The organism is Actinomycetota bacterium, from assembly GCA_014360655.1.
In the GTDB taxonomy this organism is placed as follows: Bacteria; Actinomycetota; Geothermincolia; order Geothermincolales; family RBG-13-55-18; genus JACIXC01.
Window position 1 is genome coordinate 147,154 of the sequence record JACIXC010000002.1, and the last position, 24,803, is coordinate 171,956.

27 protein-coding genes are annotated in these 24,803 nt (G+C 66.6%); 25 read left to right on the forward strand and 2 right to left on the reverse strand.

Annotated features, from left to right (window positions below):
* Positions 1–122 precede the first annotated feature (122 nt).
* The 3 genes from H5T73_02165 to H5T73_02175 are packed head-to-tail and all read left to right on the forward strand — an operon-like array spanning position 123 to position 2,324.
* Positions 123–878, forward strand: coding sequence for a UMP kinase (locus H5T73_02165; GenBank protein ID MBC7246571.1), 756 nt, complete (start codon positions 123–125; stop codon positions 876–878).
* A 3-nt stretch (positions 879–881) separates the two neighbouring features.
* Complete coding sequence (frr, locus tag H5T73_02170) at positions 882–1,439, forward strand: ribosome recycling factor (GenBank protein ID MBC7246572.1); 558 nt, start codon at positions 882–884, stop codon at positions 1,437–1,439.
* Between the two features lie 3 nt (positions 1,440–1,442).
* Positions 1,443–2,324 (forward strand): phosphatidate cytidylyltransferase, encoded by an 882-nt coding sequence (locus tag H5T73_02175; protein ID MBC7246573.1) that lies wholly within the window; start codon positions 1,443–1,445, stop codon positions 2,322–2,324.
* A 24-nt stretch (positions 2,325–2,348) separates the two neighbouring features.
* Here the strand turns inward: H5T73_02175 and H5T73_02180 are convergent, their stop codons facing one another.
* Complete coding sequence (locus tag H5T73_02180; GenBank protein MBC7246574.1) at positions 2,349–2,738, reverse strand: EthD domain-containing protein; 390 nt, start codon at positions 2,736–2,738, stop codon at positions 2,349–2,351.
* 103 nt (positions 2,739–2,841) lie between these two features.
* On the opposite strand from H5T73_02180, the gene H5T73_02185 reads away from it, so the two are divergent.
* The 12 genes from H5T73_02185 (at position 2,842) to H5T73_02240 (ending at position 14,929) form a co-directional block, all read left to right on the forward strand.
* On the forward strand, positions 2,842–4,062 hold the full coding sequence (locus H5T73_02185) for a 1-deoxy-D-xylulose-5-phosphate reductoisomerase (GenBank protein MBC7246575.1): 1,221 nt from the start codon (positions 2,842–2,844) through the stop codon (positions 4,060–4,062).
* Complete coding sequence (locus H5T73_02190) at positions 4,059–5,156, forward strand: site-2 protease family protein (GenBank protein ID MBC7246576.1); 1,098 nt, start codon at positions 4,059–4,061, stop codon at positions 5,154–5,156. The genes H5T73_02185 and H5T73_02190 overlap by 4 nt, the downstream gene beginning before the upstream one ends.
* Positions 5,153–6,259, forward strand: a complete 1,107-nt coding sequence (gene ispG, locus H5T73_02195) for a flavodoxin-dependent (E)-4-hydroxy-3-methylbut-2-enyl-diphosphate synthase (GenBank protein MBC7246577.1) — start codon at positions 5,153–5,155, stop codon at positions 6,257–6,259. Before H5T73_02190 ends, ispG begins: the two co-directional genes overlap by 4 nt.
* Before the next feature lie 75 nt (positions 6,260–6,334).
* The gene (locus tag H5T73_02200; protein ID MBC7246578.1) at positions 6,335–8,065 is read left to right on the forward strand and encodes a proline--tRNA ligase; all 1,731 of its coding nucleotides are present in this window, start codon (positions 6,335–6,337) and stop codon (positions 8,063–8,065) included.
* Between the two features lie 91 nt (positions 8,066–8,156).
* On the forward strand, positions 8,157–8,498 hold the full coding sequence (locus H5T73_02205; GenBank protein MBC7246579.1) for a cupin domain-containing protein: 342 nt from the start codon (positions 8,157–8,159) through the stop codon (positions 8,496–8,498).
* 13 nt (positions 8,499–8,511) lie between these two features.
* Entirely contained in the window at positions 8,512–9,147 is a 636-nt protein-coding gene (locus tag H5T73_02210; GenBank protein ID MBC7246580.1) for a CDP-alcohol phosphatidyltransferase family protein, read from the forward strand.
* A gap of 13 nt (positions 9,148–9,160) precedes the next feature.
* Positions 9,161–10,066: a phosphatidylinositol mannoside acyltransferase gene (locus H5T73_02215; GenBank protein ID MBC7246581.1), complete on the forward strand. Its 906-nt coding sequence runs from the start codon at positions 9,161–9,163 to the stop codon at positions 10,064–10,066.
* Positions 10,067–10,075: 9 nt separating this feature from the next.
* Positions 10,076–11,164 (forward strand): glycosyltransferase family 4 protein, encoded by a 1,089-nt coding sequence (locus H5T73_02220; protein ID MBC7246582.1) that lies wholly within the window; start codon positions 10,076–10,078, stop codon positions 11,162–11,164.
* A gap of 55 nt (positions 11,165–11,219) precedes the next feature.
* Complete coding sequence (locus H5T73_02225; GenBank protein ID MBC7246583.1) at positions 11,220–12,182, forward strand: hypothetical protein; 963 nt, start codon at positions 11,220–11,222, stop codon at positions 12,180–12,182.
* Between the two features lie 9 nt (positions 12,183–12,191).
* Entirely contained in the window at positions 12,192–12,827 is a 636-nt protein-coding gene (locus H5T73_02230; GenBank protein ID MBC7246584.1) for a LysE family transporter, read from the forward strand.
* 357 nt (positions 12,828–13,184) lie between these two features.
* Entirely contained in the window at positions 13,185–13,748 is a 564-nt protein-coding gene (locus H5T73_02235) for a LemA family protein (GenBank protein ID MBC7246585.1), read from the forward strand.
* A gap of 200 nt (positions 13,749–13,948) precedes the next feature.
* A complete protein-coding gene (locus H5T73_02240) occupies positions 13,949–14,929 on the forward strand; it encodes a M48 family metalloprotease (GenBank protein MBC7246586.1) in 981 nt (326 codons plus the stop codon).
* 24 nt (positions 14,930–14,953) lie between these two features.
* On the opposite strand, the gene H5T73_02245 is transcribed toward H5T73_02240, so the two are convergent.
* Positions 14,954–15,703, reverse strand: coding sequence for a class I SAM-dependent methyltransferase (locus tag H5T73_02245; protein ID MBC7246587.1), 750 nt, complete (start codon positions 15,701–15,703; stop codon positions 14,954–14,956).
* 234 nt (positions 15,704–15,937) lie between these two features.
* Between H5T73_02245 and pdxS the strand changes: the two genes are divergently transcribed.
* The 10 genes from pdxS (at position 15,938) to yajC (ending at position 24,593) form a co-directional block, all read left to right on the forward strand.
* Positions 15,938–16,822, forward strand: coding sequence for a pyridoxal 5'-phosphate synthase lyase subunit PdxS (pdxS, locus tag H5T73_02250; protein MBC7246588.1), 885 nt, complete (start codon positions 15,938–15,940; stop codon positions 16,820–16,822).
* 30 nt (positions 16,823–16,852) lie between these two features.
* Entirely contained in the window at positions 16,853–17,449 is a 597-nt protein-coding gene (gene pdxT / locus H5T73_02255) for a pyridoxal 5'-phosphate synthase glutaminase subunit PdxT (protein MBC7246589.1), read from the forward strand.
* Positions 17,450–17,580: 131 nt separating this feature from the next.
* The gene (locus tag H5T73_02260; protein ID MBC7246590.1) at positions 17,581–18,336 is read left to right on the forward strand and encodes a YebC/PmpR family DNA-binding transcriptional regulator; all 756 of its coding nucleotides are present in this window, start codon (positions 17,581–17,583) and stop codon (positions 18,334–18,336) included.
* A 15-nt stretch (positions 18,337–18,351) separates the two neighbouring features.
* Positions 18,352–18,894, forward strand: coding sequence for a crossover junction endodeoxyribonuclease RuvC (gene ruvC / locus H5T73_02265; protein MBC7246591.1), 543 nt, complete (start codon positions 18,352–18,354; stop codon positions 18,892–18,894).
* 109 nt (positions 18,895–19,003) lie between these two features.
* Positions 19,004–19,600 carry a Holliday junction branch migration protein RuvA gene (gene ruvA, locus H5T73_02270; protein ID MBC7246592.1) on the forward strand — a complete coding sequence of 199 codons (597 nt, stop codon included), beginning with the start codon at positions 19,004–19,006 and terminating at the stop codon, positions 19,598–19,600.
* 138 nt (positions 19,601–19,738) lie between these two features.
* Positions 19,739–20,779, forward strand: a complete 1,041-nt coding sequence (ruvB, locus tag H5T73_02275; protein ID MBC7246593.1) for a Holliday junction branch migration DNA helicase RuvB — start codon at positions 19,739–19,741, stop codon at positions 20,777–20,779.
* A 93-nt stretch (positions 20,780–20,872) separates the two neighbouring features.
* The gene (locus tag H5T73_02280; protein ID MBC7246594.1) at positions 20,873–21,556 is read left to right on the forward strand and encodes an epoxyqueuosine reductase QueH; all 684 of its coding nucleotides are present in this window, start codon (positions 20,873–20,875) and stop codon (positions 21,554–21,556) included.
* Positions 21,557–21,647: 91 nt separating this feature from the next.
* The gene (queA, locus tag H5T73_02285; GenBank protein MBC7246595.1) at positions 21,648–22,700 is read left to right on the forward strand and encodes a tRNA preQ1(34) S-adenosylmethionine ribosyltransferase-isomerase QueA; all 1,053 of its coding nucleotides are present in this window, start codon (positions 21,648–21,650) and stop codon (positions 22,698–22,700) included.
* A 350-nt stretch (positions 22,701–23,050) separates the two neighbouring features.
* A complete protein-coding gene (tgt, locus tag H5T73_02290) occupies positions 23,051–24,166 on the forward strand; it encodes a tRNA guanosine(34) transglycosylase Tgt (GenBank protein ID MBC7246596.1) in 1,116 nt (371 codons plus the stop codon).
* A 94-nt stretch (positions 24,167–24,260) separates the two neighbouring features.
* On the forward strand, positions 24,261–24,593 hold the full coding sequence (gene yajC, locus H5T73_02295; GenBank protein ID MBC7246597.1) for a preprotein translocase subunit YajC: 333 nt from the start codon (positions 24,261–24,263) through the stop codon (positions 24,591–24,593).
* The last annotated feature ends 210 nt before the right edge of the window (positions 24,594–24,803 follow it).

Here is a 24,803-nt window from a genome sequence, read left to right on the forward strand (position 1 = left end):
GCCGCGCTGCGGGCGGGCGCGCCGGAAGCGGAAGGGTCGCGCAGCTCGCGCGGGCGCGGGAAGGTCATGCGGCCGGGAGAATAGAATAAGGGAACGAGGCCGAGTCAGACGGGGCGAAGGGGATGGTGAGATTGGAGGATGAGAGCAGGGCGAAGCCCCTTTACCGGCGCGTGCTCATAAAACTCAGCGGCGAGGCCTTCATGGGGGCCAGGGAGTACGGTATCGATCCGGATACGGTGAACTCCATCGCCGACGAGCTCGCCGAGGCCAACCGCATGGGGGTGCAGCTGGCGGTCGTGGTGGGAGGCGGCAACATCTTCCGGGGCGTGGCCGCCAGCGCGCGGGGCATGGACCGCGCAGCCGCGGATTACGTCGGCATGCTGGCCACGGTGATGAACTCACTGGCCCTCCAGGACGCGCTGGAGAAGAGGGGAGTGTTCACCCGCGTGCAGTCCGCCATAGAGATGCAGGCCGTGGCCGAGCCCTACATACGCAGGAGGGCCATCCGCCACCTGGAGAAGGGCAGGATAGTCATCTTCGCGGCCGGCACGGGGAACCCGTATTTCACCACCGACACCACCGCGGCCCTGCGTGCACTGGAGATCGGGGCGGAGGCCATCCTCAAGGCGACCATGGTCAACGGCGTCTACGACTCGGACCCCATGCAGAACCCGGACGCGGTCATGTACACCTCCCTCGACTACATAGACGTGCTGCGCCTGGGGCTGAAGGTCATGGACGCCACCGCCGTCTCCCTCTGCATGGACAACGCCCTTCCCATCGTGGTCTTCAACATGACCGTTCCCGGCAACATCATCAGGGTCCTTTACGGGGAGAGGATCGGCACCGTCGTAGCGGACAGGAAGGAAAGGGGGTAACAGGTGGTCGAGGACGTTCTGCAGGACGCGGAGAAACGCATGAGGAAGGCCGTGGAGCACGTGCGGGACGACTTCGCGGGCATTCGTACCGGCAGGGCCAGCGCGGCGCTTCTCAACCGGGTTTCCGTCAATTATTACGGGCAGCCCACCCCCCTGCAACAGATCGCCTCCATCGCCGTGCCGGAGCCCAGCCTTCTGGTGATCTCCCCCTACGACAAGAGCATCATCGGCGAGGTGGAGAAGGCCATCCTCGCCTCAGACCTCGGCTTGACGCCGGTGAGCGACGGCAACGTCATCCGCCTGCCCGTGCCCAAGCTCACGGAGGAGCGCCGCAAGGAGCTGACGCGCCTGGTAAGGGCCAGGGCGGAGGAGGGAAGGGTGGCCATCCGCAACATCCGCCGCGATGCCATCGAGAACCTCCGCTCCTTCGAGAAGGAAGGCGAGATCACCAAGGACGACCTGCACCGGGGCCAGGAGGAGATACAGAAGCTCACCGACCGCTTCGTCGCCGAGACGGACGAGATGTTGAAGGTGAAGGAAAAGGAGCTCATGGAGGTCTGAGCAGTGACCGTCGAGGAAAGGGCGGAGAAGACCCGTCTTTCCCTGCGCGCCCGCTTCGCCGACCTGGCCGTCCGGGTGGTCAGTGCGGTCGTCCTGGTGCTGGTGATGGTCATCCTCCTGTGGTGGGGGGAGATCCCCTTCACGGCGGGGATAGCGCTCATCGTCGCCGGCGGGCTGTGGGAACTCTACTCCACCTTCGGGAAACACGGTTACCGGCCCGCCGCCATCGTTTCCGTGGCCGCCGGCTGCGGGCTCCCGGTGATCGCCTACTTCATATCACGCAGCGAGGAGGGAGAGCTCACGCCGTTGGCCATACTCCTGGCCCTCTACCTCCCCGTCCTCCTTGCCTGGGTACTGTGCGGCCGCCATTCCCAGTCGCCCACCACGGACATGGCGATCTCCCTCCTGGGCGTGGTCCTTGTGGGGTTCTGTCTCTCCCACTTCGTCCTCATGCTCCGCTTCGACCAGGTGAACTGGACCGCCCCCTTCGCGGTGATCGTCATGGTCTGGGTCTACGACGCCGTGGCCTATTTCGCCGGCTCCGCCTTCGGGAAACACAAGGTGGCGCCGCGTATCAGTCCTGGAAAAAGCTGGGAGGGAACCGCGGCGGGCACGGCGGGCGCCTTCCTGGCGGCATACATCCTGCAGGTGACCCTGCACCGCGAGTGGCTCACGGTGGCCGTGGCCATGGAGCTGGCGGCCCTGGTGAGCGTCTTCGGGCCCCTGGGCGACCTATCCGAGTCCATGGTTAAAAGGGAGCTGGGGGTGAAGGACATGAGCTCGCTCATCCCAGGGCACGGCGGCATCATGGACCGCTTCGACAGCATGTTCCTCACCGCCGTGGTCTGCTACTACTTCCTCCGCTACCTGGTGATCAAGGCCTGAGGCGTGCCGCCTGCGCCCCCCGGCTCATTCCCCTATTATGGAGTGCTCCTCCGTGAAGAACATGCAGGAGGCGGCGAAGTCGATGAAGTTGGCCTCATCCTCCATCAGCGCGTTGTTCGCGTCCATGCCCTCCGGGCTGCTGTAGGCGTCCAGGAAGTCTTCGATGCTCTCCCACCACAGTTCGGCCGTTCCGTCATAGATGTCGCCCAGCCCCCTGAGCGACTTCATGAGGTCGTGCAACTCCAGAGGCATGGTGTGGCTCTGCACGTAGCGCAAGACCTTCAGCGCGGGACCGAGCCTGCGTACCAGGGGGCCGTGGCGGTTGAGCCAGTAATCGTGGAAATCCTCGTCGCTGAGGTCGGGACGCTTCTTCACGCAGTAGATGAGCTTGACCATCCTATCCCCCTCCTTCATCGATCCGTACCCGGAAGCCGTCTCGCCGCCGCGCCGCGCCGGCCCGCATTCATGTCATCATACAACAAGGGTGTCAGGCCCCGATAACCTTTATAATGTTCCTATGAAAGAGGCACAACATCGGCGGGGGCTGGCCATACTGGGATCCACGGGGTCCATTGGCACCCAGGCGATGGAGGTGGTGGAAGCCCACCGCGACCGCCTGCGGGCGCTCGCCCTTACCGCCCACCGCAACCTGGATCTCCTGGAGGAACAGGCCAGGCGCTTCCGGCCTGAGATGGTGGGCATGGTGGGCGAGGAGGAGGCGGCGGAGCTGAGGAGGCGCCTGGCGGGCACGGGGATCAGGGTCTGCGCCGGTAAGGAGTGCCTGCTGGAGGCCGCCCTCCATCCCGGGGCGGAGACGGTTCTCAACGCCGTGGTGGGCTCCGCGGGACTGCCCCCCACCCTGGCCGCGCTGGAGGCGGGAAAGCGCCTGGCCCTGGCCAACAAGGAGAGCATGGTGGCCGGCGGGGAGCTGGTGCTGAAAGCGCTGGGGAGGGGCGGGGAGATAATCCCGGTGGATTCGGAACACGGCGCCGTATTCCATTGCCTGCGCGGCGAGGACATGGAGAGCGTCGCCTCCATCGTGCTCACCGCTTCCGGGGGGCCCTTCCGCGGCCGCAGCCGCGAGGAGTTGGCCTCGGTCACGGTCGAGGAAGCGCTCTCCCATCCCACATGGAGCATGGGCAGGAAGATAACCGTGGATTCCGCGACCCTCATGAACAAGGGCCTCGAGGTGATCGAGGCCCACTTCCTCTTCGGTCTGCCCTACGAGAGGATCAAGGTGGTCGTCCACCCCCAGAGCGTCGTCCATTCCCTGGTGGAGTTCGTGGACGGCTCCTTCGCCGCACAGTTGAGCCTGCCCGACATGCGCCTCCCCATCTCCCTGGCCCTCTCCTACCCGGAGCGTTGGGGGCCACCCTTCCGGGTGACGCGCCCGTGCGACATCGCTTCCCTCACCTTCGAGGAGGTGGACAGGCGCACCTTCGGCTGCCTCGACCTGGCCTACGAGGCTGGAGAAAGGGGCGGGCTGCATGCCGCCGTCCTCAACGCCGCCAACGAGGAGGCGGTGGGCGCCTTCCTGCAGGGGCGCCTTCCTTTCCTGGCCATCGAGGAGGTCATAAGGGTGACCCTCGAGGATTACCGTCCCACGCCGCTGCGTTCGCTGGAGGACGTGCTGCGCGCGGAGGAATGGGCCCGCGCCCGCGCGGCGGAGGCCGCCGGGGAGCTTTCCGCCCGGGGAGCGGGCGCGGGGAGGAGGCGCGGCGGAGGTGAGGCGGAGTGACGGTTTTCCTTTACGTGCTCGCGACCCTCGCCGCCGTCATCCTCATGGTCATCACCCACGAGCTGGGGCACTTCGTGGCCGCCAGGATGGTGGGGGTTAAGGCCACCGAGTTCTTCGTGGGGTTCGGGCCGCGCATCTGGAGCACCAGGCGGGGGGAGACGGAGTTTGGCATAAAATGGATACTGGTCGGCGGGTACGTGAAGATCCTGGGCATGAACCCCGAGGAGGAAGTCAGCCCGGAGGACTGGCCCCACTCCTACAAGGGAGTGTCTCGCGCCCGCCGCTTCTGGATCATCATCTCCGGGTCGCTGGTCCACGTGCTGCTCGCCCTGCTCATCGCCTTCCTCACCGTCTGGCTCATAGGGGTCCCCGTGCTCACCAACACCGTGGGCAGCGTCGGCGAGTACGTCGAGGAGACGGGAGAGGAGACCCCCGCTCACCTGGCTGGCCTGCAGCCGGGGGATGTCATCCTCTCCATGGACGGGAAGGAGATGCGCGACTGGGAGGACGTGCGCGACTTCATCATCGCCAACCCGGGTGAGGAGGTGGAGGTACTGGTCGAGCGCGAGGGGCGGGAAAAGGCGCTCGTGGTGCGGCTGGCGGAGCTGGAGGACGGCAGGGGTTTCCTGGGCATAAGCCCGCAGCCGGGAGAGAAGCATTACTCCCTGGCGGCCTCCTTCGCGGAGACGGGGCGCTGGTACCTGGAATACTCCAGGGGGGTCTTCTACAGCATCTACCGCGTCTTCAACCTCTCGACCCTGAAACAGTTACTGGGCCTTGCGGAACCCACGGAGGAGAGGCCGATGACCGTGGTGGGCATAACGCGAGTGGCCGGCGAGCTGGCGGGCGAGGGAATGTACTATTTCCTCAACTTCTTAGCCTTCATCCTTCTCTTCCTGGCCTACATCAACCTGATGCCCCTCCCGCCGCTGGACGGCGGACACCTCCTAGTGCTCTTCGTGGAAAAGATCACCGGGAAGGATATCGACATGCGCAAGCTTTACCCGGTGGCGGTGGCGGTCCTGACCTTTTTCGCGATGATGTTCCTGCTCACCCTGCGGCTGGACATCACCAACCCCGTGAGCCTGCCATGACCGTGCGCAAGATCACCCGGCAGGTAATGATCGGGAACGTCCCGGTGGGCGGCGGGGCGCCGGTGAGCGTGCAGTCCATGACCAACACCCCGACCTGGGACGTCGCGGCCACACTGGAGCAGATAGGGCGCCTGCACGGCGCGGGGTGCCACATCGTGCGCGTGGCCGTACCCGCCCCGGGAAGCGGGGGCATGAAACGCGCCCTGCAGTCCCTGCGCGGCATCGTGGAGGGTTCCCCCCTGCCCGTGGTGGCGGACGTGCACTTCGACCACCGCCTGGCCCTCTTGGCCGTGGAGGCGGGGGTGCGCGGCCTGCGCATAAACCCCGGGAACATCGGGGGAGAGGATAAGGTGCGCGAGGTAGCCGCGGCGGCGAAGGCGGCCGGTATCCCCGTGCGCGTGGGGGTGAACGCGGGCTCCCTTCCCCGCCACATACTGGCGAAATACGGCCATCCCACGCCGGAGGCGCTGGTGGAGAGCGCGCTGGAGGAGATAGCCGTTCTCGAGAAGTACGGGTTTTATGATATAAAGGTTTCCGTGAAGGCCTCCTCCGTCCCCTTGACCATAGAGGCATACCGCCTCCTGTCGCGCGCGGTCGATTATCCACTGCACGTGGGGGTGAGCGAGGCGGGACCGCCATGGACGGGGACGGTGAGGTCGGCGGTGGGCATAGGAACACTGCTTGCCGAGGGGATCGGGGACACCATAAGAGTGTCGCTGGCGGGGGACCCCGTGGAGGAGGTGAGGGCAGGCCTGGCCATACTGCGGGCCCTGGAGTTGGCGAGGAGAGGGGCGGATATAGTGGCCTGTCCCACCTGCGCGCGCTGCCGCATCGACGTGGCCGCCATAGCGGGGGAGCTGGAGAAGCTGCTGGCGGACCTGAGGGCTCCCCTGCGCATCGCGGTCATGGGGTGCGCGGTCAACGGCCCGGGAGAGGCGCGGGAAGCGGACCTGGGGATAGCGGGCGGGAAGGAGCGGGGCCTCCTCTTCCGGCGCGGCGAGTCGGTCGGGTGGTTTCCCAAGGAGGAGCTCCTCTCCGTGCTCCTGCGCGAGGTGGAAAACATGGAACGTGACTGGGAGGAACAGGAGGGTCGCGCAGAGTAGAAATACGCGTGGCGGAAGGGACGGCGGGAGAGCCCCGCCGCGCGGCGGGAGAAAGGGCATGACGGAGAAGGCGGGATGAGACAGTCGAGGACCTTTATCCCCACCCTGCGGGAGAGTCCCGCGGACGCGGAGATCGCCAGCCACCGCCTGCTGCTGCGGGCCGGTTACCTGCGCAGGGTGGCATCGGGCATATACGAGTTCCTGCCCCTGGGGGTCAGGGTGCTGCGCAGGATCGGCGACATCATCCGCGAGGAGATGAACGCGGCGGGCGCGCAGGAGATCATGCTTCCCATACTGCAGCCGCGGGAGCTGTGGGAGGAGAGCGGGCGCTGGGCGAAGTACGGGCCGGAGATGATGCGACTGAAGGACCGTGCGGAGCGGGATTTCGGACTGGGACCCACCCACGAGGAGGTCATCACGGACCTCGTGCGCTCCAACGTCTCCTCCTACCGCGAGCTGCCCCTCAACCTTTACCAGATCGGGAGCAAGTTCCGCGACGAGATACGACCCCGCTTCGGGCTCATGCGGGCGCGGGAGTTCATCATGAAGGACGCCTACAGCTTCGACCGCGACGAGGAGGGCATGCGCGAGTCCTACCGCGTCATGTACGAGGCCTACGGCCGCATCTTCAGCCGCTGTGGCTGCACCTGGAGGGCGGTGGAGGCGGCCACCGGGCTCATCGGCGGCGACGTGTCCCACGAGTTCATGGTCCCCGCCGCTGCGGGGGAGGACCGCATAGCGTTATGCGACCGCTGTTCCTACGCCGCCAACCTGGAGCTGGCCTCCTACAGGCGCGCCGGGCCGCCGCGCGGAGACGGGAAGGAGCGGGAGGAGGTGCACACCCCCGGGCGACGCACCATAGACGAGGTGGGGGAGTTCCTGGGCCTGCAGGCGGAGCGCATGATCAAGTGCCTCATGTACCTGGTGGAGGGGAGGCCTGTGGCCGTTCTCGTCCCCGGGGACCGCGAGGCCAACGAGACGAAGCTGGCGCGAGTGTTCGGGACCGACGAGTTCCGGCTCTTCCGGGAGGATGACTGGGAAAGATTTCCAGGTATCCTGCAGGGCTTCGTGGGGCCGGTGGGCCTGGACGCGATCGAGGTGGTGGCCGATACCTATCTGCAGGGAGCGGGGGGGATGGCCTGCGGCGCCAACCGTGCCGACTTTCACCTGGTCAACGTGGAGGAAGGCCGGGATTTCACCGTGCACCGGTTCGCGGACGTGACCACCGCGCGGGAGGGCGACGCCTGCCCCCGCTGCGAGGGGAGGCTCAGGCTGGAGGCGGGCATAGAGGTGGGCCAGGTCTTCCAGTTGGGGTTGAGGTATTCCGAGGCCATGCACTGTTACTACCACGACGAGGAGGGCGTCTCCCGCCCCATGTACATGGGTTGTTACGGCATCGGCGTGACCCGGCTCATGGCGGCGGTGGTGGAACAGCACCACGACGAACGCGGCATCATCTGGCCCCTGTCCGTGGCGCCCGCCGCCCTGCACATCCTCCCCCTCGATTACCAGAAGGAGGGCAGGAGGAGGGCGGCGGAGGAACTGTACGGCGCCTGCCTGCGCAGGGGATGGGATGTGTTGCTCGACGACCGCGAGGAGAGCGCGGGAGTGAAGTTCGCCGATGCCGACCTGCTGGGCATACCCTTCCGCGTGGTCATCGGGAAGGGATACGACGAGGACGGCACCCTGGAGCTGCAGGAGAGGGCCACGGGGGAAAGGGCCAGGTTGCATGCGGCCGCGTGCCTGGAGAGGATCGAGGAGTCGCTGCGGTCGTTCGACGATCTCTCCGCCAGGGACGACGCGTGAGGGGAGGGCCCCGCGGTGAGGCGTCGGGCGACGGGTTTCCCGGAGGGGACGGCGCAGGGATGCCGGCGAGGTAAGATGCGGAGGAGTGATCATGGACAAGTTCGTGACGCATGAGGATCAGCTGGAATGGGTCCCCGCCGATTTTCCACGCGCGCAGATGAAGGTGCTCTACATGGATCCCAGGGGAGGGGGGCAGATCCTGCTGGTGCGCTTCGAGCCCCACTGCGAGATGCCGGCGCACGGGCACGCCGCCTCGGACGAAGCGGCGTACGTGCTGGAGGGGGAACTGCGACAGCCGGCCGAGGTGGGAGAGGACGAGGTTTTCCGCAAGGGACATTTCGTCTTCCTCCCCGCGGGCCTGCGGCACGGCCCCTTCATCGCCGGCGAGGAAGGGTGCACCATCATCAGCGTCTTCTACGGTCCGCTGCGCTGAGGGGAGGGCGGGCATGGCTAGGACCTGGAGCGTGGACGCCGGCTTGAGAAGATTTTCCAGCACGGTCTTCCACCCCCTGGGATGGGTGCTGGGCCGCGTCCTCTCGCCTAACCTGCTCACCACCTGTTCCCTGCTCTCCTCGGTGGCGGTGGGTTATTTCTTCGCCCGGGGGCGTTTCTTCCTGGGGGCTTGGCTGATGTTCCTCGCGGGGCTCTTCGATATCTGGGACGGTCAGGTGGCCAAGCTGACCGGCAGGGTCACCACCTTCGGATCCTTCTACGACTCCACCGCCGACCGGGTGGCGGATTTCCTCTACTCGCTGGGCGCCCTCTATTACTTCACGGTGGAGAGGATCTTCGACGTGGCCTTCATGGTGGTGGCCTACATGGTGCTTTCCTCCCTCATCAGCTACGTGAAGGCCAGGGCGGAGGGATTGGGCATCTCCTGCGGGGTTGGCCTCCTGGCACGACCCCTGCGCATGCTCCTCTTCGGCATACCCCTTTTCGTCTACGGGTTCACCGGCAACCTGTGGACCTTTCGCGGGGCGCTCTACCTGGTGCTCATCCTGGGCGTGGAGACCCTTGCGCACCGGGTGCTGGTCATCTACCGGGGGGCGCGCGCGAAGGACGCCTCCGGACGAGAGGCCTGAGCGGGGAGGCGCCATGCGCCGGGAAGTCCCCTCGGCCGCCAGGATCTTCGGCTACCTGAAGTACTGTTTCTTCAGGGGTTCCTGCTGGCTGGTGGGCCGCCTCCCCGCGCGCGTATCGCACGCCGTGGGGATAGGGATGGGCGAGGTAGCATACCGCCTTTCGCCCCGCAAGAGGGAGGTGGTCTGCGGCAACATGCGCCGCGTGCTCCCCGATGCCGGGCCGCGCGCCTGGAAGAGGATGGCACGGGGCTGCTTTCACGAGTACGCGCGCTACTGGGTGGATTTCCTGCGCTGCTACCACCTCACCTTCGAGGAGGTCTTCTACTCGCTGACCATCCCCCACGGGGTCGAATGGTTCGACGAGTGCCTGCGGCGCGGCAAGGGCGTGGTCCTGGCGCTACCGCACTACGGGAGCTGGGACATGATCGGCGGCTGGGTGGGGCACAATTACCCCTCCTTCTGGGCGGTGGCCGAGCAGCTCGAACCCCGCCCCATGTACGAGTTCCACACGGAGCTGCGACGGCGCATGGGCATCCGCATCATCCCCCTGGGGGAGGGAACGGTGGAGAAGGTGATCGAGGTACTTCTGAAAAACGGTATGGTGGCCCTGCTCTCCGACCGCCTCGTCGCGGGGAGCGGCGTGGAGGTGGAGTTCTTCGGGGAGAAGGTCCTCATGCCCATCGGGCCCGCCCTGCTGGCCGTGAAGCTGGGCACGGCGGTGCTCCCCTGCCACATCATACGCAGGGGCGGCGCCTACCACGGGTACGTGGGGCCGCCCCTTGAGGTGGAGGTCACCGGGGACACCCGACGCGACGTGCGGGTCAACACCCAGAAGCTGGCGAAGGTGTTCGAGGGATTCATCCGCGAGGACCCCACCCAGTGGCACATGTTCCAGCCCATTTTCCGCGGTGAGGGGTAGAATGGCTCCATGAAGATCGCGCTGGTCTCCCCCTATTCCTGGGACGTGCCCGGCGGCGTGAACCGCCACGTGGAGCAGCTGTCGCGCTGTTTGAGGGAGCGCGGGCACGACGTGACCGTTGTGGCGCCCGGCGGAAAGAGCGGCGAGGGTTTCCATTCCGTGGGCGGCTCCTTCGCGGTGTACGCCAACCGCTCCGTGGCCAACATATCCTTCGGGCCACGCGTCTACGCGAGGATAAGGCGCTTCCTCGAGCGCAACCGGCCTGACCTCGTGCACCTGCACGAGCCCCTCGTGCCCAGCGTCTCCATGCTCGCCCTGCTGGCGTCGCGGTCGGCCAACCTGGGCACCTTTCACGCCGCGCGGGAAGGCGGGAGCGCGGGTTACCGCCTGGCCGCGCCGCTCTTGCGCAGGCTCGCGAAACGCCTGCACGTGCGCGCGGCGGTGAGCCCCGCCGCCCTCGACCTGGTTTCCCGCTACTTCCCCGGCGAGTACCGCATCCTGCCCAACGGCGTGGACACGGAGAGGTTCACCCCCCGCGGTCCCACCCTCCCGGGACTTGACCCCCGCCGCTTCCGCGTGGTCTTCGTGGGCAGGGACGAGCCGCGCAAGGGACTGCAGGTCCTCCTGGAGGCGCTGCCGCTCGTGAGGCGGGAACATCCCGAGGTGGAGCTGCTGGTGGTGGGGGCGGAGGCGAGGGGGGGCGACGTGGAGGGCGTGCGCTGGCTGGGAAGGCTGGAGAGCGAGGCGGTGCCTGCCGCCTACCGCTCGGCGCGCGTCATGGTGGCCCCCGCGCTGGGTTGGGAGAGTTTCGGCATCGTGCTGCTGGAGGCCATGGCCTGCGGGCTGGCGGTGGTGGCCTCGGACATCGCGGGGTACCGCTCCGTCCTGAGGGACGGCGTGGAGGGAGTTCTGGTGCCCCCCGGCGACGCGGCGGCGCTGGCGGAAGCGCTTGGTGGGCTGGTGGAGGACGAGGAAAGGCGGGAGGCCATGGCCGCCGCCGGGCTGGCGAGGGCCGCCGCTTTTTCCTGGAAGAAACTGGTGGTCGAGGTGGAGGCGGCTTACGAGGACGCCGTGCGAGCCCGGGGGAGGGGCCGCTGAGGCGCCGGGGAGGGACCGCGAGCCGCCCCGCCGCGTGATAGGGAAAGGAGCGGGGATGCGCCTGGAGGAGCTGGTGACGTTCTGCCGGGACCTCTCGAGGGAGGTACGGGACCTGGTGCGTCCCCACCTGGGAAGCAAGGAAGCGCGCAGGATGGAGGGGAGGGGGAGCAGCGGCGACTCAACCTTTGCCATAGACGAGATGGCGGAGCGCCTGGTGGAGGAACGCGTCGCGGAACTCCCCGGGGTGGGTTTCTTCTCCGAGGACCGTGGGCTTGTGGGAAGCGAGGGCGCGAGCTGGGTGCTGGTGGTGGACCCCATCGACGGCACGCGGCCGGCGGCCGCCGGCCTGGAAGCTTGCTGCGTGTCCATAGCCGTGGCCGCCTATGAACCGGAGCGGAAACCCCGCCCCGACCTCGGCGACGTGGTTTACGGGCTGATCCGGGAGATAAAGAACGAGGCCTGGTTCGAGGCAAGGCGGGGAGCCGGCTCCCGCATGGTCATCGACGGGGAGGAGAGGGAGATCGTCCTCCACCCCCACGACGACCTCTCCACCCTCTTCTGGACGCTGGGATTGCGGGGGCGGCCCGCCCTCCCCACCGTGCTGGTCCTCGAGGGACTCATCGACGCCTCCAGCGTGGACGGGGGGGTCTTCGACCTGGGTAGCGCCACCTTCTGCATCACCCGCCTCCTCACCGGGCAGTTGGACGCCTACGTGGATGTGGGGGACCGCATGCTAAGGGAGGTCCCGCAACTCGAGGAGATGTTCCTGCGCTGCGGGCACGGGCACGTCCTCAACAACTCGTCCTACGACCTGGCTGCCGCCAACCTCATCGCGCGCGAGGCGGGCCTGGCCGTCGGCGATGCTTTCGGCCGGCCCCTGGACGGGTATCCCCTGCTGGCCTCGGGACGGGACGGGCAGCTCTCCTGCGTCGCCGCCGTCACCCCGCATCTGTGTCGCGCGATCATCGCGTGCGTGGACGAGGGCATGGCACGCATGCGGGCCCATTACGGATGGTGAGCGGCGGCGATGAGCCTGGCCTCGATCTTCTTGGTCTCCCTGGGCGTGGGGCTTTCCGGGGCTCTCATGCCGGGGCCCCTGCTCACCGTGACCATCAGCGAATCCTACCGACGTGGCTTCGTGGCCGGCCCCCTGCTGGTGGCGGGACACGCGGTGCTGGAGGGGAGCCTGGTGATACTTCTCATGCTGGGCCTGGACCGCGTGGTGGGTAACGACGTCTTCTTCGGCCTGGTGGGCGTGGCCGGAGGTGCTTTTCTCTTCTGGATGGGGTTGGGGATGGCCATAGAGGTCAGGGACGGCAGGTTGCACCTGGACCTGGAGGACCGCTCCGCGGTCCGTCTCGGGCCGTTTCTCTCGGGTCTCACCACCAGCCTCTCCAACCCTTACTGGTTCATGTGGTGGGCGACCTTCGGGCTGAGCTGGATGTTGCGCTCCCTCGAGCGGGGGGTCGCGGGGGTGGTCTTCTTCTACACCGGGCACATCATGGCCGACGTCCTCTGGTATTTTCTGGTAGCCATGCTGGTGGTCACGGGGAAGCGCTTCCTCTCCGACCGCATATACAGCTACGTCATCCTGGCCTGCGGCGCCTTTTTGCTGGTGCTGGGAGCAAGGTTCGTGGGGGACGGGTTGGCCCACCTGCTCTGAAGGTGCGCCGTTGAAGCCGAACCGCCGGAGGCCGTGGTATGGCCAACGGAGCGCGAGAAGGCGGGCGTGAACGGCATACGGATTGCGTGTAAAGGAAGGAGCCACCTCTTACCGATACTGTCCGTAGCCCGGTAAAAGACGGATCGCCTGGCCCCCTGCACTCGTGGAGCGAACCGGTGGCCGGGAAGCGGGCGGGTTGATATGATTGACGCGGGCGACTTTTGGGAGGAGCCCGCTTCGGTAGATTGATGGCATCTCGCCAGGCAGGGAAGGAGGTGCCAAGGCTCGCGGCGCAGGAGGGTGGTTGTCGTCGCCCTCGTGTAGAATGCGAAAGCGGGAAGAAAGGAGGTAAGGGAAGTGGTATGGGTCATCGTGATAATAGCGGTGCTGGCCTTCCTCGTAATATCGTGGATAGTCTACTACTACAACAAGCTGATCCGGGACCGCAACCGCGTGGACAACGCCTGGCACCAGATAGACGTGCAGTTGAAGCGGCGCTACGACCTCATCCCCAACCTGGTGGAGACGGTCAAGGGTTACGCCGCGCACGAGAAGGAGGTCTTCGAGAAGGTCACCCAGGCGCGAGCCATGGGGATAAGCGCACAGACGGTGGGTGAGCAGGCGCAGGCGGAGAACGCCATCACGCAAGCCCTGAAGACCCTGTTCGCCGTGGCCGAGAACTACCCGGACCTGAAGGCCAACCAGAATTTCCTCATGCTGCAGGAGGAGCTCTCCGGGACGGAGTCCAAGATCGCCTTCGCTCGCCAGTTCTACAACGACAGCGTCATGTCCTACGACACCGACCGGCAGCGCTTCCCCGGCAACATCATCGCCGGGATGTTCTCGGGCACCTTCACCCCGCGCGAGTACTTCGAGATCGAGGTCGCCGCGGAGCGGGCCGCCCCCAAGGTGGAGTTCTGAGCGGCGCGCGGCGGGAACGCGTTTCCGCGCACGTGCTGAGGCGGGAGCCCCCCGGGGGCGTCGCGCCGGCGAGTGTGCCTGGCCGGTCGGAGCTGCTCAAGGGCGCCGAAGACGGCGTCGCGGGGGCGCGAGACCGGGTCGCAGGGCAGCGGCGCGGGGTCCGCCGGCACACGGCGAGGAAGGTTGGGGAGGTGTAGGAAGTGACCTTCTACGACCAGATATCCAAGAACAAGTGGAAGACGGCGGTGCTGGTCTCCGTGTTCATCGCCTTCATCCTGCTGCTCGGCTTCTTCGTCGGTTACATCTGGGGGCTGGAGAGAGCCCTGGTCGGCCTGATCATAGCCACCGTGGTGGCCACCGTCATGGCCTTTACCAGTTATTACCATAGCGACAAGATCGCCCTGGCGGCTGCGGGAGCGCGGCCGGTGACCAGGGAGGAGTACCCTTACTACGTGAACACCGTGGAGGGACTGGCCATCGCGGCGGGGTTGCCCGTGCCCCGCACCTACATCATCGACACCCCGGCCATGAACGCGTTCGCCACCGGACGGGACCCGGAGCACGCGGCCGTGGCCGTGACCAGGGGTCTCCTCGAGAACTGCAACCGGCTGGAGCTGGAGGGCGTCCTCGCCCATGAGATGTCCCACATCAAGAACTACGACATACGTCTCATGAGCATGGTGGTGGTGCTGGTGGGGCTGGTGGTCATCTTCTCGGAGGTCCTTTTCCGCATGTTCCTGTTCGGCGGGGGCGGACGACGGCGCAGCGAAGGGGGAGGCGGCGGCGAGGGCGGGGGCATAATCTACCTGGTGATACTGGTGATAGGCCTCGTCTTTCTCGTCCTGTCGCCCGTCATCGCCCAGCTGTTGCAGCTGGCCATATCGCGCCGCAGGGAATACCTGGCCGACGCCAACGGGGCCATGCTGACGCGCTATCCCGAGGGGTTGGCCAGCGCCCTGGAAAAACTTACCACGCAGGCCAAGCCCTTCCCGCGCGCCAGCAAGGCCACAGCCCATCTCTTCATCGTGCAGCCCTTCCGCAAGGAGGGGGGCGAGCGCATCCACCGGCGTTCCAGCATCTGGGATACCCATCCTCCCATAGAGGAGCGCATACGCCGCCTGCGGGCCATGGCCGGCATGGAGGGCATGTACACCCAGGCGCAGAGGGAGTCGATGACCTGAGGGGATTCCCCGCCCGGCTGCGGGTCACTTGATCAAGATCACGATGCCGGAATCCCGCTTCTTGCGCAGCCTTCCCAGCAGGCGCACTACGCGGATGGGATCGCGCAGGTGCTCGTACTTGAACAGTTTCCGCAGGGGGGGATACCCGGGCTCGCCGAAGATGGTCTCCAACATGAACTCGGGATGCGGGTATACGTGATGGATCCCGAAGCCGGCCCTCCTTCCCGCCGCCACCACCAGGGACGGTGGCATGTCCCTCTCCGTCACCCCGTATCTCTCGACGGCGTCGCGTGAAGCGGGGGCCGCGGCGTGGCCCTTTCCCGGCTCGTAGACGAGACAGGTACCGCCGCGTTTCAGGGCCAGGTAGGCGCCGCGCAGGGCGGCCTCCTCGTCCTCCGTGTGGTGCAGGGCGGAGAAGAAGAGGGCGCAGTCGTACTCGTCGCGGAACTCCAGGGACTCGAAATCCCGGACCAGGAAGCGCAGGTTGCCCACCCCCTCCTCTTCGCGCTTGCGCTCGGCGCAGGCGATCATGTCCGCCGAGATGTCCACCCCGGTGACTTCATATCCGCGCCTGGCCAGAAAACGGCTGGTCCAGCCGGTGCCGCATCCCAGGTCGAGCAGCTTCGCGGGCGGAGGGGGAAGAAGGGACATCACCGTCCCTATCTGCACCAGGTACGTGCCGCATTCGGAGTCGGAGAAGGGCTTGTTGGCGGCATGCTCAGCCCCCGCAACCCCTATGTTCTTCAGGTAATCGATCTCGCCCTGCTTGCTCAACTCTCCCCCTTCCGCGCAAGACCCCTCTCCCCCACGCGAGCTCCATGCGGGCCAGTAAACAATGATAATCCAGGGCTCGTCGTGGTGCAAAACGAACCGCAGGGAGTAGGACAGGCATGACTTCCCGTGCCGGGGGGAGCTATTCAGTTGCGGGTGAGTATGGTCTATATTAAAAGAAGGAAAGCCCCGCGGGGCGTTGTTTCCATAGACGGAAGGTTTGGAGGGATCCGGAAGATGGTGGAAAAAGGTACGCTGCGCGTGAAGACCGGCCTGGCGGAGATGCTCAAGGGCGGGGTGATCATGGACGTGACCACGCCGGAACAGGCGAAGATCGCCGAGGAGGCGGGCGCGGTCGCGGTCATGGCCCTGGAAAGGGTGCCCGCCGACATCCGTGCTGCGGGTGGAGTGGCCAGGATGGCCGATCCGGGGGTCATCGAGGCCATCATGGAGGCGGTGACCATCCCGGTCATGGCCAAGGCGCGCATCGGGCATTTCGTGGAGGCGCAGATCCTGGAGGCGCTGGGAGTCGATTACGTGGACGAGAGCGAGGTGCTCACCCCCGCCGACGAGAGGCACCACATCGACAAGTGGCGCTTCACCGTCCCCTTCGTCTGCGGCGCCATCAACCTGGGGGAGGCGCTGCGGCGCATCGCGGAGGGCGCGGCCATGATCCGCACCAAGGGAGAGGCGGGCACGGGCAACGTGGTTGAGGCGGTGCGCCACATGCGCACCATCAACGAGGAGATAAGGCGCCTCACGGTGACTCCCCGGGACGAGCTCATGGCGGCGGCCAAGGAGATGGGAGCCCCCTATGACCTGGTCTGCTGGGTGGCGGAGAACGGCAGGCTTCCGGTGGTTAACTTCTCCGCCGGCGGCATTGCCACGCCGGCGGACGCGGCCATGATGATGCAGCTGGGCGCGGACGGCGTGTTCGTGGGCTCGGGCATCTTCAAGTCGGAGGACCCTGCGGCCAGGGCCAGGGCCATCGTCATGGCCACCACGCACTACGATGACCCCAAGATACTGGCCGAGGTCTCGCGTGGCCTGGGTAAGGCCATGGTGGGCAAGGAGATCTCGGAGATCGGACGCGAGAACCTCATCCAGTTCCGCGGCTGGTGACGACGGCGGGGGAACGGGAGAGGCGGAACGATGAAGAAACCGACCATCGGCGTGCTCGCGCTGCAGGGTGCGGTGCGCGAGCATCTACGCATGATCGAGGATTGTGGAGCTCGGGGGATCGCGGTCAAGTATCCCGCCGAGCTTCAAGTCTGCCGGGGGCTCATCATACCCGGCGGAGAGAGCACCACCATGGGCAGATTGATGCAGGCCCACGGTTTCCTGGAGGAGATACGCTCGCTGGCGCGCGAGGGCATGCCCCTCTACGGGACCTGCGCGGGATTGATCATGATGGCCGCGCGCCTGGCGGAGGGAGACCAGCCGCTTCTGGGGCTGATGGACATCACCGCCAGGCGCAATGCCTTCGGGCGCCAGGTGGACAGCTTCGAGACGGACATTGCCCTGCGCGGTGTCGAGGAGGCCGAGAGACCCTTCCGCGCCGTGTTCATCCGCGCTCCCTGGATAGAGGAGGTGGGGCCGCAGGTGTCGGTCATGGGAGAGTTCAGGGGCAGGCCGGTGATGGCGCGCCAGGACGGCATGCTGGTATCCGCCTTCCACCCCGAGCTGACCGACGACGGGCGCGTACACCGTTATTTCCTGCGCATGGTCGATGAACTCGCGGGCGATTAGCGGGCCGGGAGGGTTCCCTGCGCCGCCCGGAGCCGCACGCCGGCGCAGGAGGACACGCTGACAGGCTCATGCGATAGGCTCATGCAGGCAGGCCGTTTCCAGCCGGCCGGTGGAGGAGACAGGAGGAGGAGATGTCCGGACACAGCAAGTGGTCTTCGATCAAGCATAAAAAGGCCGCGGAGGACGCCAAGCGCGGGCAGATGTTCAGCAAGCTCTCGCGGGCCATCATCGTGGCCGCGCGGGAAGGAGGCGGCAACCCGGAGACGAACCTCGCCCTGGCGAACGCGATCGAGAAGGCGAGGAGCTACTCCATGCCCAAGGAGAACATCGAGAGGGCCATCAAGCGGGGCACCGGGGAGGGTTCCGCCGACGAGTTCGAGAAGATTACCTACGAGGGATACGGCGCCGACGGGGTGGCCATCATGGTGGACGTGATGACGGACAACCGCAACCGGGCGGCCTCCGACATCCGGCGCATATTCAACCGCACGGGCGGCAGCCTGGGGACCACGGGGTGCGTGGCCTGGATGTTCGAGAAGAAGGGGAACATCATCGTGAACAAGGAGAGCGGGGCGGACGAGGACGCCCTGCTGGAGACGGCCCTCGAGGCGGGGGCGGAAGACATGGTCTCCGAGGACGACCACTGGGAGATCATCACCGACGTGGAGTCCTTCCGGGGCGTGGTGGAGGCGTTGCAGAAAGCGGGTGTCGAGGTGGCCTCCGCTCAGGTCACCATGCTCCCCAAGAACACCGTCAAGCTGGACAAGGAAGCCGCCAAGAAGGTGCTCAGGCTGGTGGATGCGCTGGAGGACTACGAGGACGTGCAGGAGGTCTACGCCAACTTCGACATCCCCGACGAAATACTGGCGGAGCTCGCGGAGGAATAGGGGCGTGCGGTAAACATGGTCATCATGGGCGTCGACCCCGGGCTTTCGTCCACCGGCTACGGCGTGATCGAGAAGAGGGGCGACGTGCTGCGGGCGCTGGGCTACGGCGGCATCACCACCTCCTCTCGCCAGACGCTGTCATCGCGACTTGCTAAGATATATCGCGAGATAAAGGACCTGATAGAGGAGTATCGGCCGGACCTGGTGGTGATCGAGGAGCTCTTCTTCAACAGCAACGCGCGCAGCGCCATGGTGGTGGGGCAGGCCCGGGGAGGGGTCATACTCGCCGCGGCGCATTGCGGGGTGGGCGTGGAGGAATACACGCCGCTGCAGGTAAAACAGGCGCTGGTGGGACACGGGCGGGCCGACAAGAGGCAGGTGAGCTACATGGTGCGGACGTTGCTGTCGCTCGAGGACGAGATAGCGTCCAGCCACGCCAGCGACGCGCTGGCGCTGGCCATCTGCCACGCGCATCGCGAGAAGCTCCAGGGCCGCTTGGAAGATATTGCCAGGAAAGGCGCGGGGGCGAAGCGGAAGGGTGGGGTCGGGGACGGCTGAGCTGGCGTGCGCGCCGGGCCGGAAGGAACGGCGCGGACGTGATGCGGGGCGGTGATATGCCGCCTGGAGCGAGGAAGGGCAGGAGGCGGAGCAGGAAGAGGGTCGCGGGATGATCGAATTCGTGGAAGGCACCTTGGTGGAAAAGGGCGAGGGCAGCGCGGTGGTGGCCCTGGGAGGCATGGGCCTCACCCTCCATCTCACCACGGGTACCCTGAGCGGCCTTCCGCCCCTGGGTAAGAAGGTGCGCCTTCATACGTATCTCCATATAAAGGAAGACCTGGTTCAGCTCTACGGGTTCCGGGACCGCCGCGAGAGGGAGGTTTTTCTCAACCTGATCGGCGTGACCGGCATCGGCCCCAGGGCCGCCCTGGCCATACTCTCCGCCTACGACCCGGATACCTTCGCGCGGTTGGTGGCCGGCGAGGACCTGGAGGCCATCACCGCCGTGACGGGCGTGGGCAGGAAAAGCGGCCAGCGCATCATCGTCGAGCTCAAGGACAAGCTGGCGCCGCTGGCGGGCGACCTGGGCACGCTGCCCGCGGGACCCGACGGGGGGGACATGCTGCGCGAGGCGCGGGAGGCCTTGAAGGGTCTGGGCTACAGCGTGGCGGAGGCCAACCGCGCCCTGGAGGGTTACAGCGCGGAGGAGCCGCGCGTGGAGGACATGATCCGCTACGCGCTGCGGCGGTTGGGGGGCAAGGGGTGACGTCGAAGGCGTCGGTGCGGATGGACATCCCTGCGGAGAAAGGGATGGGGAAGGCGCACGGGTGAGGGTGCGGCGATCGCGCGGGAAGCGCCGTCCGCTCCGCACGGAAGGAACGGTTGCGACATGGCCGAGGAAGGAATGGGACGGGAAGACCGGGAAGGCGCGGACGAGGAACGCCTCTTGGACCCGGAACCGCGGGAGGACGAGCAGGAGCTCGACCTCACCCTGCGGCCCCGCTGGCTGAGCGAGTTCGTGGGGCAGGACCGTATCCGCGAGCACCTGGAGATCTTCATCGGGGCCGCCAAGGAGAGGAGGGAGCCCCTGGACCACGTGCTCCTCTCCGGTCCCCCGGGGCTGGGGAAGACCACCCTGGCGGGCATCATCGCCAACGAGCTGGGGGTCTCCCTGCGCCAGACCTCGGGGCCGGCCCTGGAGAGGGCGGGGGACCTGGCCTCCGTGCTCACCAACCTTGAACCAGGCGACGTGCTCTTCATCGACGAGATCCACCGCCTCAACCGAGCCGTAGAGGAGGTCCTCTACCCGGCCATGGAGGATTTCCAGCTGGACATCGTCATCGGCAAGGGTCCGGCCGCGCGCTCCATACGCCTGGACCTGCCGCCCTTCACCCTGGTGGGGGCGACCACGCGCTCCGGGCTGCTCACCTCGCCCCTGCGCGACCGCTTCGGGGTGCAGTGTCGCCTCGATTACTACGACGTGCGGGAGCTGAAGGCCATCATCATGCGCTCCGCGCGCATACTGGAGGTGGAGATAGACGAGGAGGGAGCGCACGAGCTGGCCCGCCGCTCCCGCGGCACGCCGCGCATAGCCAACCGCCTGCTGCGGCGGGTGCGCGATTTCGCCCAGGTGAGGGCCGAGGGGAGCATAACCTACGAGGTGGGGTGCCGTGCGCTGGCCCTGTTCGAGGTGGACGAGATGGGCCTGGACAAGGTGGACAAGCTCATCCTCACCACCATCATCGAGAAGTTCAACGGGGGACCCGTGGGCGTCAACACCCTGGCGGTTTCCATAGGCGAGGAAATAGACACCCTGGAAGAGGTGTACGAGCCCTACCTCATGCAGATAGGTTTCATGCAGAGGACGCCGCGCGGCAGGGTGGCCACGGAGAACGCCTACCGCCACCTCGGCATGGAGGAGCGGCGCGGCAACACCCTCTTCTGACCGCGGAAGGCCGGTGTTCCCGGAGGAACCCGCGCGGGGAAGCGCGGGCTCTGATATGCGGGGATGAAGGACGTTTCACCTGGCGGGCCCCGGGTGGGACGAGGCGTAGAGGCGACGGTGCGCTGCCGGAGAGGGGCCCTGGAAAGCTCGTTGCCGGGAAGCGCCGGCGGGAGGGACTTCAAACGTGATATGTGCGCGCAATCGTTGCTCTTGGACAGCTGCTGCGGACCGTGTGCCCTGGTCGCTCAACGCGCCCTGGACCTCGCGGTGCCGGATACCCGCTACCTGTTCTACAACCCCAACGTGCACCCCTTCCGGGAATACAGGCGAAGGCTGGAGAGCTTCGAGGAGCTCATGAACAGGACGGGAAGCGAGTTCACCGTCCTGGCCTACGAGCCGGAGGATTGGGTGAGGGCGGTGGCCTTCCGCGAGGAAAGCCGCTGTGAGCTTTGTTACCGCCTGCGCCTGCGCCGGGCGGCCGACTTCGCCACGGAGCATGACATCCCATCCTTCACCACCACCCTGTTCGCCAGCCCCTTCCAGGACCACGGGCTCCTCCGCCTGCTGGGAGAGTCGGTGGCGCGCAGCCGTGGCCTGCATTTCGTTGTATGGGACGGACGCGCCGCATACCGCGAAACCCTTGCCGAGGCGCGGGAGCTCGGCATGTACACCCAGCCCTACTGCGGCTGCCTTTTCAGCGAGAGAGAGCGTTACGACCGTGCCTTCCGGGAGAGGATGCGCGCCAGGGGCGTTTACCCGCATGAAGGGGAGGGTTGAGAGCGGTGGCCCGTGCCCCCTGGTGGAGGCGTCTTGCTCGCGAGGAAGGCGGCACGGCCTCGCCCCGCAAGGCACTCGCGGAGGCGACCGCATGAAGCGGGAGCTCTTCGCGTACGAACTCCCCGCCGGGCTCATCGCCCAGCGTCCCCTGGAGCGGAGGGAGGACTCACGTATCCTGGTGGTCGACTGCGAGACCGGGGCCATGGAACACCGCCTCTTCCGGGACCTGCCGTCGCTGCTCGAGGAAGGCGACTGCGCCGTCTTCAACTCCAGCCGCGTGAGAAAGGCGCGCCTGCGCGGGAGCAGGCAGGGAGGCGGTGGGGCGGAACTGCTCCTTCTGCAGCCCCTGGGAGACGGGTGCTGGCAGGCCCTTGCACGTCCCGCGAGGCGCCTGCGCGTGGGGACCACCATCACGTTCGCCGACGGCAAGCTGGTGGGAAGGGTGGTGGAAAAGGGGGAGCGGGGCATGCTGCGGGTGGCGATGGAAGCGGCGGATGGAGGCAGCGTGGAGGAATGGCTGGAGAGGGTCGGCGAGGTGCCGCTGCCGCCCTATATCAAGGAGAGGCTGGAGGACCAGGAGAGGTACCAGACGGTGTACGCGCGCGCGCTCGGTTCGGCGGCAGCGCCCACCGCCGGGCTCCACTTCGACCATGGCGTATTGAGGGAGCTGGAGGTCAGGGGAGTTCGCCTGGCCTTCCTGGAGCTGCACGTGGGACTGGACACCTTCCGTCCCATCGAGGAGGAGGAGGTGGAGCGTCACCGCATACATACTGAAGAGATCGACGTGGGCGAGGAGTTGTGCGAACGGGTGGCGGAGACCCGCAGGGAAGGACGGAGGGTGCTGGCCGTGGGAACCACGGTGGTCCGTGCCCTGGAGAGCGCGGCGCGCGGCGGCGAACTGCGTCCCTTCAAGGGCCCGACCGATCTCTACATCTACCCCGGTTTCCGTTTCCGTGTGGTGGACCACCTGCTCACCAACTTCCACCTCCCGTACTCCAGCCTCCTGGTGATGGTCTGCGCCTTCGCCGGCAGGGATCTGGTCATGGAGGCCTACCGCAGGGCGGTGGAGGCGGAGTATCGTTTCCTGAGCTTCGGAGATGCCTGCCTCTTCCGCTACCCACACGGCTGGCGACCCCCGGACTGACGTGGTCGCGCGGGGAAGGGGGACGGCGGCGCGCTTCCTGGACTTGGGATCGAAGGGTGCGGAGGGAAAGGTCGGCGGACCGCGCCCGTGAGGCGGTCGCGCAGGTGCACGCCAGAGTTTCGGCGGGCGGGGGTGAAACGGCGCCATGGTTGCGGTGGACGGCCCTGGTGGGCGGAGGAGGCGAGATGCGAAGAAGGGGAGATAAGCAAGCGAGACAGGGGGAAGAACGAGAAGAGCGGAGATAACGGGAAGGAAGAGAAGGGGAAGAGAAGGGGAAGAGGAAAAGGAAAAGAAAAGGAAGAGAAAAAGGAAAAATAAGGAAAGGAAAAGGAAGAGAAAGAGAAAAGGGAATGAGGTTCGAGATAATCCGCCGGGACGGCGGCACCGCGGCCAGGGTAGGCCGCATGATGACCGCGCACGGCGAGGTGGTGACGCCCGCCTTCCTCCCCGTGGGCACCAGGGGCACGGTCAAGGCCATGGCGCCCTGGGAGCTCGCGCAGATCGGCTTCGACATGGTCCTTGCCAACACCTACCATCTCTTCCTTCGTCCCGGGGTGGAGACCATAGAGAAGGCTGGCGGGCTCCACCGCTTCATGGGCTGGGACGGGCCCGTTCTGACCGACAGCGGGGGCTTCCAGGTCTTTTCCCTCTCGACGGCCGCGCGCGTGGAGGAGGGCGGCGTGCGCTTCCGTTCCGTCTACGACGGCAGCGAACATCTCCTCACGCCGCAGGCCGTGGTGCGTATCCAGGAGAGACTGGGTTCCGACGTGGCCATGGTGCTCGACCACTGCGTGGCCTACCCGGCTTCGCGGGATGAGGTCAGGGAATCCGTGGAGACGACGTTACGCTGGGCGGAGGCCTCGCTCGCGGCCCGCAGGAGCGACGTGCAGGCCCTCTTCGGCATCGTCCAGGGCGGCGCCTACGAGGACCTGCGCGAGTTGAGCGCGCGCCTCACGGCGGGCATGGATTTCCCGGGTTACGGCATCGGTGGGCTCTCCGTGGGCGAGCCGCGCGAGACCATGCTCCGTTGCCTGGAGGTACAGGCGCGCGTGCTTCCCGAGGACAGGCCCCGCCACCTGCTGGGCATCTGCGACCCCGAGGGGATGCTGCGCGCGATCGCCCTGGGGATCGACCTCTTCGACTGCGTGCTCCCCACCCGCATGGCGCGCACCGGGGTGGCGCTCACCAGGCAGGGGAGGATGAACCTGCGCAACGCGCGCTACCGTGACGACATGAGGCCGCTCGAGGAGGGCTGCACCTGCCCGGCCTGCGAGCGCTTCACGCGCTCGTACATACGCCACCTCCACGGCACGGGGGAGATCCTCGCCCACCGCCTTCTCACCTGGCACAACCTGCTCTTCATGCAGCGCCTCATGCTCGATTGCAGAGCCGCGATAGAGGCTGGTAGAATGTTGGAGTTAATCCGGGAATGGCAGGGCTGGGACGGGAGGAACCCGGGCGCATGAAGGTGATGTTGTATGGTAATTACTGGGAAGGATGGTTGAGATGAACATCCACGCTGCGTACATACCCCTGTTGGCGGCGGCGAGCGACAGCTACATGTCAATAATACTCATCGTCGGCCTCATCGTCATTTTCTACTTCATGCTCATCCGCCCACAGCAGAAGCGCATGCGCCAGCAGATGGAACTGATGAACAACCTGCGGGCGGGGGACGACGTCATGACCTCGTCCGGGATCTACGGCGTGATAACCGAGGTCGAGGAGGATACCGTCCTCCTGGAGGTTGCGGAGGACGTGGAGATCCGCGTGGCCAAGAGCGCCATCGCCAGGGTCTTTTCCGCGAAGGAGGAGCCGGAAGAGGAGGAGCCCGAGGAAGAGACGGTCGAGGAGGAGGAGGCTCCGGAGGGCTCCCCGGAGGAAAGCGAGTGACCTCACCCGTCCGAGAAGTTCCCCGAAGCGTGAAGGCGGCGTCGCATGCGCGGCCTTTTTGCCGGAGGGCGGGGAAGAGGCCCTTCCATCGCTCCCCGGCGCATGCGGCACATGGCGCGGGGCGTTTCCGCGGAGCGTTCGATCCCCCTGCATAGGGAATTTAAGGGCAGGACACGAGAGGAGGCGGCCAGTAAGCCGCCTGCAGGAGGT

Coding starts and splice junctions, on each gene's coding strand:
- H5T73_02165 (MBC7246571.1), top strand. CDS start 123: ATGGTGAGATTGGAGGATGAGAGCAGGGCGAAGCCCCTTTACCGGCGC.
- H5T73_02180 (MBC7246574.1), bottom strand. CDS start 2,738: ATGAAGGAGGGGGATAGGATGGTCAAGCTCATCTACTGCGTGAAGAAG.
- H5T73_02185 (MBC7246575.1), top strand. CDS start 2,842: ATGAAAGAGGCACAACATCGGCGGGGGCTGGCCATACTGGGATCCACG.
- ispG (MBC7246577.1), top strand. CDS start 5,153: ATGACCGTGCGCAAGATCACCCGGCAGGTAATGATCGGGAACGTCCCG.
- H5T73_02200 (MBC7246578.1), top strand. CDS start 6,335: ATGAGACAGTCGAGGACCTTTATCCCCACCCTGCGGGAGAGTCCCGCG.
- H5T73_02205 (MBC7246579.1), top strand. CDS start 8,157: ATGGACAAGTTCGTGACGCATGAGGATCAGCTGGAATGGGTCCCCGCC.
- H5T73_02210 (MBC7246580.1), top strand. CDS start 8,512: ATGGCTAGGACCTGGAGCGTGGACGCCGGCTTGAGAAGATTTTCCAGC.
- H5T73_02215 (MBC7246581.1), top strand. CDS start 9,161: ATGCGCCGGGAAGTCCCCTCGGCCGCCAGGATCTTCGGCTACCTGAAG.
- H5T73_02220 (MBC7246582.1), top strand. CDS start 10,076: ATGAAGATCGCGCTGGTCTCCCCCTATTCCTGGGACGTGCCCGGCGGC.
- H5T73_02225 (MBC7246583.1), top strand. CDS start 11,220: ATGCGCCTGGAGGAGCTGGTGACGTTCTGCCGGGACCTCTCGAGGGAG.
- H5T73_02230 (MBC7246584.1), top strand. CDS start 12,192: ATGAGCCTGGCCTCGATCTTCTTGGTCTCCCTGGGCGTGGGGCTTTCC.
- pdxS (MBC7246588.1), top strand. CDS start 15,938: ATGGTGGAAAAAGGTACGCTGCGCGTGAAGACCGGCCTGGCGGAGATG.
- pdxT (MBC7246589.1), top strand. CDS start 16,853: ATGAAGAAACCGACCATCGGCGTGCTCGCGCTGCAGGGTGCGGTGCGC.
- H5T73_02260 (MBC7246590.1), top strand. CDS start 17,581: ATGTCCGGACACAGCAAGTGGTCTTCGATCAAGCATAAAAAGGCCGCG.
- ruvC (MBC7246591.1), top strand. CDS start 18,352: ATGGTCATCATGGGCGTCGACCCCGGGCTTTCGTCCACCGGCTACGGC.
- ruvA (MBC7246592.1), top strand. CDS start 19,004: ATGATCGAATTCGTGGAAGGCACCTTGGTGGAAAAGGGCGAGGGCAGC.
- ruvB (MBC7246593.1), top strand. CDS start 19,739: ATGGGACGGGAAGACCGGGAAGGCGCGGACGAGGAACGCCTCTTGGAC.
- queA (MBC7246595.1), top strand. CDS start 21,648: ATGAAGCGGGAGCTCTTCGCGTACGAACTCCCCGCCGGGCTCATCGCC.
- tgt (MBC7246596.1), top strand. CDS start 23,051: ATGAGGTTCGAGATAATCCGCCGGGACGGCGGCACCGCGGCCAGGGTA.
- yajC (MBC7246597.1), top strand. CDS start 24,261: ATGTCAATAATACTCATCGTCGGCCTCATCGTCATTTTCTACTTCATG.